Source organism: Flavobacteriales bacterium (genome assembly GCA_013001705.1).
GTDB lineage: Bacteria > Bacteroidota > Bacteroidia > Flavobacteriales_D > JABDKJ01 > JABDLZ01.
In genome coordinates this window covers 1-3,844 of sequence record JABDLZ010000238.1, presented here as the reverse complement: position 1 = coordinate 3,844, position 3,844 = coordinate 1, and the positions used below count along the sequence as shown (strand labels likewise).

Annotated in this window: 5 protein-coding genes; 2 read left to right on the top strand and 3 right to left on the bottom strand. The window is 49.5% G+C overall.

Features of this window, described 5'->3' with window-relative positions; all coding sequences use genetic code 11:
• Positions 1–1,173 (bottom strand): glycosyl hydrolase (locus tag HKN79_09645; GenBank protein ID NNC83831.1); only part of this gene is annotated, 1,173 nt, incomplete at its 3' end.
• A 108-nt stretch (positions 1,174–1,281) separates the two neighbouring features.
• Here HKN79_09645 and mnmD point away from each other — a divergent pair.
• Complete coding sequence (gene mnmD / locus HKN79_09640) at positions 1,282–1,959, top strand: tRNA (5-methylaminomethyl-2-thiouridine)(34)-methyltransferase MnmD (GenBank protein NNC83830.1); 678 nt, start codon at positions 1,282–1,284, stop codon at positions 1,957–1,959.
• On the opposite strand, the gene HKN79_09635 is transcribed toward mnmD, so the two are convergent.
• Together HKN79_09635 and HKN79_09630 are read right to left on the bottom strand one after the other, a co-directional pair.
• The gene (locus tag HKN79_09635; GenBank protein NNC83829.1) at positions 1,952–2,533 is read right to left on the bottom strand and encodes a hypothetical protein; all 582 of its coding nucleotides are present in this window, start codon (positions 2,531–2,533) and stop codon (positions 1,952–1,954) included. The two genes, mnmD and HKN79_09635, sit on opposite strands and share 8 nt — an antisense overlap.
• Positions 2,508–3,569, bottom strand: a complete 1,062-nt coding sequence (locus tag HKN79_09630; protein ID NNC83828.1) for a rhodanese-related sulfurtransferase — start codon at positions 3,567–3,569, stop codon at positions 2,508–2,510. The genes HKN79_09635 and HKN79_09630 overlap by 26 nt, the downstream gene beginning before the upstream one ends.
• 143 nt (positions 3,570–3,712) lie before the next feature.
• On the opposite strand from HKN79_09630, the gene HKN79_09625 reads away from it, so the two are divergent.
• Positions 3,713–3,844, top strand: a 132-nt coding sequence (locus HKN79_09625) for a homogentisate 1,2-dioxygenase (GenBank protein ID NNC83827.1), incomplete at its 3' end; no start/stop codon positions are given.

Below are 3,844 nucleotides of genomic sequence, written 5' to 3'. Positions count from 1 at the left end.
GAGGTTGACTCCACCTACGAATACCCTATCCGCATTATCGGGGTCGACTTCAACAGCGATGTCGTACCAAGCCTGACCGCCTGTATCTGTGCCTTCGCCACTCCAACCCATCAGGTTGGGAGAATCGGCTCGCAGAGTCCAGGTCTGCCCTTGGTCGGTCGAGCGATAGATACCTAAGAATCCTTGTGTATCGGCATCACCAGCCAATAGATAGACCCAATCAGGCTCATCGGGACTCACCGCGGTGCTGTAACGGCTGACATCCGAGCTGCTTGGTAGACCTTCGTTACTGGCTTCGAAATTCTCTCCTCCATCGATACTTCGATAGAAGGTATGGCCATTGGCGTAGATGATAGTGGGGTCGGTCGGGTGATATTCCATATCCTCGATCTCCCCGGTCTGTACCTGATACCAGGTCTCACCCGCATTGATGGTCTTCCAGATCCCTTCATCGGTGGCCACGAGCAAGACATTATTATCACTTGGGTCCATGATAAGCTTATGGGACACCCGTTGAGAGGGCACCGACCATGAGAGACTGGTCTGCTCCCAGGTGAATCCTCCATCATAGGATTTGAGAACTCCAATGGAATAGGTGTCGTTTGCATCTCCATCACCTGTAGCTATATAGACGATATCGGTATCGACCGGATCGACCACGATGCCTGACACTCCGAGAGAAGGCAGATGATCGGTCATGGGCATCCAGGAATTGCCTCCATCGGTGGTTTTCCAGAGTCCACCGGCCGGGGTGCCTACGTAAATGATATTCGGATTGTTGGGATCCTCGGCTACTTCAGAGGTACGCCCGATACCGGGACTGGAACTCACAAAACTAAGCTCACTGGGTCCGATAGGATTCCAATCCGCGTTGCTCTTTCCGATGCTTCTGCTCTTATTCTCTTTCTGAAATCGCTCCCACTCCTTCCATGTATGCTGTGGATCGGGGAACTGCCCCTGGGCATCTACACGAGGTTCCCAGAACCATTCCCAGCGTTTGAATTGCTTATAGCCTTTCCCTTTCTCATATTCCTTTCCATCCCAATATTCTTCGAATGCGGCCTGTTTCTCATAGAAATTCATGGATTTATCATCCATGATATCAGCCCAGTGCTGGGCCAGTAACAAGGTGGGTAAGGTCAGGGCGAGAATCGATAAGGTACGTTGCAACATCCAGTGATTTTTTGGAAAGACAAATTTAGGGCCTGAAAAGGCTTCTCGTAAGTCAATAAATCTTCAAATGGCTTATTCTTGTCCATAGCTCTATGCTAATAGGAATCCATGAAAAAGGTTGCTGATCAAGAATGGCGAATAGAACCCTCTGCAGATGGTTCCCCGACCTTGTACAGCCATCACTTCAAGTCCCATTTCCATAGCATCCATGGAGCTATCCAAGAATCCGAACACGTATTCATCGAGCACTGTCTACAGCGCATCGGTCACAGAGAAATAACATTGATAGAGATCGGTTTTGGAACCGGACTCAATGCCCTATTGAGCCTGATCTTTGCCATGGACAATGGCATTCACACTACCTACCATACCTATGAAGCCTTTCCCTTGCCGGAAGCGATCTACTCGCAATTGGACTATTGCCGATTGTTGGATTGTGAGGATCTCAAAAGCTCGTTCATACAGATGCATGCTTCATCGTGGGATGCACCCTTGACCATCGGAGATCATCTCACCTTGGTGAAACATCAGGAAGATTTCCTTCAAGCTGATTTCCCAGAAGGCGTGCACGGGGTCTATTTCGATGCCTTTGGACCCGGGACCCAGCCTGAGTTGTGGAATGAGGAGATGTTCGAGCGGTTGTATGGAGTTATGGAAAAAGGAGCTGTACTGAGCACCTACAGCAGCAAAGGAGATGTACGCAGGGCGATGCAATCTGTAGGGTTCGAAGTGGAGAAAGTGCCTGGACCTCCAGGTAAACGGGAGATGCTCGTGGCTTTCAGATAGAGGTGCCTAGCCGCTTCATGACCAGGGAGTCGACCCGATCGAGGAGCTTATCGGGATCTTGATGGCGCCAAGCCAGATCATTCAACTTACCTCCCACTAGGAAATAGGAATCGATATTACCTTGCTCCATCTCGGTCAATACATGCGGACGGAAATTGAGCAAGGCGATATAGCCATCCTGATCGGCCACCTCCTCGAACCACTCCTCGTAGTAATCCTCCTCTGAGTGGTGGAAATTCATGACATTCTCCCCGATGAGCAGGAACTTGCTGACTCCTTGACCGATCATCACATCGATGAGTTCTCGCTTGAGATACATGACATCGTTATACAGGACATCGTTCCACTCTCCTATGAGTTCGATGATGGCCGAGCCCCTGTCATAGTCGCAGAAGATCACCTTGAGGAACAAGGTGCTCGATCCGATACTATCCCATTGGGGATGGATGTAATACCCGTAGATCTGGGTCGTGTATTCGAATTCGTTGTAGACCTGCTCGAAGAACGGAGAGCCCGGGTCTTCTTCGGAGATATAGAAATTCCTCCAGTTATAATGAGGCTCTAATTGATGCATCCTTGGGTTTCTTGTAGCGAAGCGCATCCGAGCGCCCTTTGTTGAACTGTGCTTTCCCTGCAGACTTGCCTTTCCTCAATTCCGCTTGTTCCTCCTCAGGAAGTTGAACGATGTGTGCACACTCCTCTGAACAGGTCTGATGGAATTTCTTGGCACAATCCGGGCACTGAATGAATAGAAGATGACAGGCTGCATTGGCACAATTAATATGCTCATCGCATGCCGTACCGCATTGATGACAGACCGCGATGACATCATCGGATATCCGCTCGGCCTTTCTCTCATCGAAGACGAAGTTCTTCCCTTTGAAACGATTGTCCAGACCGAGTTCCTGAGCCTTGCGGGTGTACTCTATGATACCTCCTTCCAACTGATATACCTGTTTGAACCCCTTGTGCTTGAAATATGCGCTCGCCTTCTCACAGCGTATCCCTCCGGTGCAATACATCAACAGCTTCTTCTCCTCTTTACAATCGGCCAATTCTTCTTCGATGATAGGAAGCGATTCCCTGAAGGTATCGACATCCGGTGTGACGGCTCCTTCAAAATGCCCCACCTCGCTCTCATAGTGATTGCGCATATCGAGGATGATGGTATCGGGATCCTCGGAAAGCTCGTTGAAGGTCTTTGCATCCACATGCACTCCACAGTCGGTCACATCGAAGCTGCTGTCATCCAAACCATCGGCCACGATCTTGGGCCTGATCTTGATGGTCAGCTTTAGAAAAGAAAGGTCATCCTGCTCGATGGCCACATTGAGACGGATATCCTTAAGGAAGGTGATCTCATTGAGATTCTTTCTGAATTCCTCGAATCGCTGAGCCGGTACCGATATCTGTGCATTGATCCCTTCTGAGGCCACGTAGGTGCGACCGAGCACACCGAGTGCATTCCAATCGAGGAAGAGCTTGTCCCTGAAGAACTTAGGGTTCTGGATGTGATGGTACTGATAGAACGAGAGTGTGAGGCGTTTCTCGCCTGCTTCTTTGATAAGGATCCTACGTTCTTCCGCACTCATCTTGTTGTACAGTTGCATGCTATACGCCTTTTTGAGTTTGAAGGTGGCAAAGGTATCCTTCTGATGGATGTCATACAAGAGAGCTGTGGTCCATTTCGCTTAGCACTCAGAGAATGATCAGATGCTTGAAAATTCATGCGCTTACACGTACCTTCACGGCCATGCCGTTCTATCACAAAATGGGGAAGATTCCCCCGAAAAGACATACGATATTCAAGAGCCCAGAGGGCGCCTTCTACTACGAGCAACTATTCGGAACCATCGGTTTTGATGGGATGTCATCCTTGCTCTAC